Source organism: Microbacterium sp., from assembly GCF_035277845.1.
In the GTDB taxonomy this organism is placed as follows: domain Bacteria; phylum Actinomycetota; class Actinomycetes; order Actinomycetales; family Microbacteriaceae; genus Microbacterium.
The window spans coordinates 1-2,993 of record NZ_DATEJS010000348.1 but is presented as its reverse complement, the minus strand read 5'-3'; the positions used below and the strand labels follow the sequence as shown (position 1 = coordinate 2,993).

General features: G+C 73.9%; 3 protein-coding genes and 1 pseudogene. 3 read left to right on the top strand and 1 reads right to left on the bottom strand.

Annotated features, from left to right (window positions below; genetic code table 11):
• The first annotated feature begins 132 nt into the window (after positions 1-132).
• Genes panC through VJR25_RS15350 form a run of 3 tightly spaced genes read left to right on the top strand, consistent with a single transcriptional unit; the run spans position 133 to position 2,649 of the window.
• A complete protein-coding gene (gene panC / locus VJR25_RS15360) occupies positions 133-978 on the top strand; it encodes a pantoate--beta-alanine ligase (protein ID WP_324116590.1) in 846 nt (281 codons plus the stop codon).
• A 2-nt stretch (positions 979-980) separates the two neighbouring features.
• Positions 981-1,829, top strand: coding sequence for a 3-methyl-2-oxobutanoate hydroxymethyltransferase (gene panB, locus VJR25_RS15355; protein ID WP_324116588.1), 849 nt, complete (start codon positions 981-983; stop codon positions 1,827-1,829).
• A gap of 34 nt (positions 1,830-1,863) precedes the next feature.
• Positions 1,864-2,649 (top strand): SDR family oxidoreductase, encoded by a 786-nt coding sequence (locus tag VJR25_RS15350; RefSeq protein ID WP_324116586.1) that lies wholly within the window; start codon positions 1,864-1,866, stop codon positions 2,647-2,649.
• Here VJR25_RS15350 and VJR25_RS15345 read toward each other — a convergent pair.
• Positions 2,642-2,993: pseudogene (locus VJR25_RS15345) on the bottom strand (thioredoxin domain-containing protein); the annotation flags it as partial. The gene VJR25_RS15350 and the pseudogene VJR25_RS15345 overlap by 8 nt on opposite strands.

Genomic DNA, 2,993 nt, shown 5'->3' with positions numbered 1-2,993 from the left:
CGGCCCGGTGGCACGCGGCGACGCGCAGACCGTCACCCGGCAGCGGGAGGCGGTGGCATCCGGCGCCCCCGGCGTGCTCCCCCTCTTCGACGCACTCACCGCGAGCACCGCGGACCTGGCGAAAGGCACCGCATGAGGATCCTCCGCACGATCGCCGAGGTGCGCGCCGCGGTCGCCGACGCCCGCGCGGACGGCGGCTCGGTCGGACTCGTGCCGACAATGGGCGCCCTGCACGAAGGGCACCTGTCCCTCATCCGCCGCGCCCGCGCGGAGAGCGACCTGGTCGTGACGTCGCTGTTCGTCAACCCGACCCAGTTCGGCCCGAACGAGGATCTCGCCGCGTATCCGCGCGATGAGGCGACGGATGCCGCCGCCGCCGAGACCGCCGGAGCCGACATCCTCTTCGCACCGGCCGTGGACGAGGTCTACCCGCACGGCTTCGCGACGAGCATCCACGTGGCCGGCGTCACCGAGGTGCTCGACGGCGCGTCGCGCGGGCCCGGGCACTTCGACGGCGTCGCGACGGTGGTCACGAAGCTGTTCCAGGTCGTCGCCCCGGATGCCGCGTACTTCGGGCAGAAGGACGCCCAGCAGGTGCTCGTCGTCCGCCGGCTGGTGCGCGACCTCGACATGCCGGTGCGCATCGTCGCGTGCCCCATCGTCCGCGAGCCGGACGGCCTCGCGATGAGCTCGCGCAACGTCTACCTCGACCCGGCCGCACGGCGGCAGGCCACGGCGCTGAACCGCGCCCTCGAAGCCGCCGCGGCAGCCGTGGCATCCGGCGCCGCCGCGGCGGACGACGTGCTCGCCCCGGCCCGCGCGGTGCTCGCCGAGGCCGGCATCGACCCCGAATACCTCGAGTTGCGCTCCCCCGACGACCTGCACGAGCTCGACGCCGTGCGGGCACAGGCGCTGCTCCTCGTCGCCGCGCGCGTGGGCGCGGCGCGACTGATCGACAACCGCATCCTGGAGGCCTGACGATGGAACGCCGCACGATCTCGAGTCTCGCCGCGCAGAAGGCCGCCGGCGAGCCGATCGCCATGATCACCGCGTACGACCATCCCAGCGCGCAGATCGCCGAGGCCGCGGGCGTCGACGTCGTGCTGGTCGGCGACTCCGCCGCGATGACCGTGCTCGGCTACGACAGCACCGTCCCGGTGACCGTCGACGAGATGCTCATGCTCACGGCGGCCGTGCGCCGCGGCATCCGCACCCCGCTGCTGGTCGGCGACCTGCCGTTCGGGTCGTACGAGGCATCCGACGTGCAGGCCGTGGCGACCGCCCAGCGGTTCGTCAAGGAGGCCGGCTGCGACGCGGTGAAGCTGGAGCGCGGCGGCACCTCGGTGCAGCGCGCCCGCGCCATCGTCGACGCCGGCATCCCGGTGATGGGACACGTCGGGCTCACCCCGCAGACGGCCGCGATCACGGGCACCTACCGCGCCCGGGGCCGCTCCGCGGACGAGGCCTTCGCCGTGTTCGAGAGCGCACTCGCCCTGCAGGAGGCCGGATGCTTCGCCCTCGTCTTCGAGGCGATCCCGGCCGCCGCCACCGCCGCCATGATGCCGCGGCTGGACGTGCCGGTGATCGGCATCGGCGCGGGCAACGCCGCCAACGGCCAGGTGCTCGTCTGGCACGATCTGCTCGGCATCTACGGCGGCCCGTCGGCCCGGTTCGTCAAGCACTACGCCGAGCTGCGCCGGCCGATGACGGATGCCGTCGCCGCGTACGTCGCCGAGGTGCGCGAGCACGCCTATCCGCTTCCCATGCACGGGTATGGGATGCCGGACGACGAGGCGTCCCGCCTGCGTGCGATGATCGCCGACCGCTGACGCGGCCGTCGCGCGGCGAGCGTAGGTTTGCCGCATGGAACTTCAGCTGAAGGGCACGACCGCCCTCGTCACCGGGGCGAGCTCCGGCCTCGGCATCGCGTACGCCACCGAGTTCGCGCGCCGCGGTGCGGACGTCGTGCTGGTCGCCCGCCGCGAGGATCGGCTGCGCGAACTCGCCGACCGCCTGACGAGCGAGTGCGGCGTGGTCGCCACCGTCGTCCCCGCCGACCTCGCCGCGCCCGGTGCGGCTGCCGCGCTGCACGCCGACGTCGAAGCCCGCGGCATCCGCGTGCACGCGCTGGTCAACAACGCCGGTTTCGGGCTGCACGACCCGTTCCTCGACGCCGATGCCGCCCGCACGGCCGAGATGATCGACCTCAACGTGAATGCGCTCGTCGCGCTGACCCGCGCGTTCCTGCCGGCGATGGCCGCGGCGGGCCGCGGCCTGGTCGTGAACATCGCGAGCACCGGCGCGTTCGCGCCCTGCCCCACGATGGCGGTCTACGGCGCCACGAAGGCCTTCGTGCTGTCGTTCACCGAGGCCCTGGCGCACGAGGTGCATGCCCGCGGAGTCCAGGTGCTGGCGGTGTGCCCGGGAGCCACCGCGACCGAGTTCCGCTCGGTGTCGGGGCTGCATGCCGACCGCATGGAGACCGGATCGCAGACGCCCGAGCAGGTGGTCGCGACGACGTTCCGCGCCCTCGACAAGGGGCGCATCGGCAGTGTCGTGTCGGGCGGACGCAACGCACTGCTGGCGACGCTCACCGGCTGGGTGCCCCGGCGGTTCGCCACGACGATGGCCGCCCGGATGCTCAGCTGAGCGCGGCCGGATCGGTCACGGGCAGCCGGCACGCGAAGTCCCGGCAGTCGTAGAGCGCCGGCATCCCGTCGACGGGCGCCTTGCCCTCGAAGAGCGTGAATCCCGCCTCGGCAAGCGCTCCCGCCTGCGTCTCGGTCACGATTGCGAGCAGGTCGCAGGGGATGCCCCGGGCGGCCGTCGCGAGCTCGCCGTCCGGGTCGTCCGTCACCACGACGACGTGCCGCGGCCCGCGGGCGAGCAGCAGCGCCGCCTGCAGCATCGACCCGTGCGAGAGCGGATCCCGCAGCGCCGGCGCGGCCTGCGCCCGGACGATGTCCGCAGCCGCCGCCCGGTACTCGTCCCCG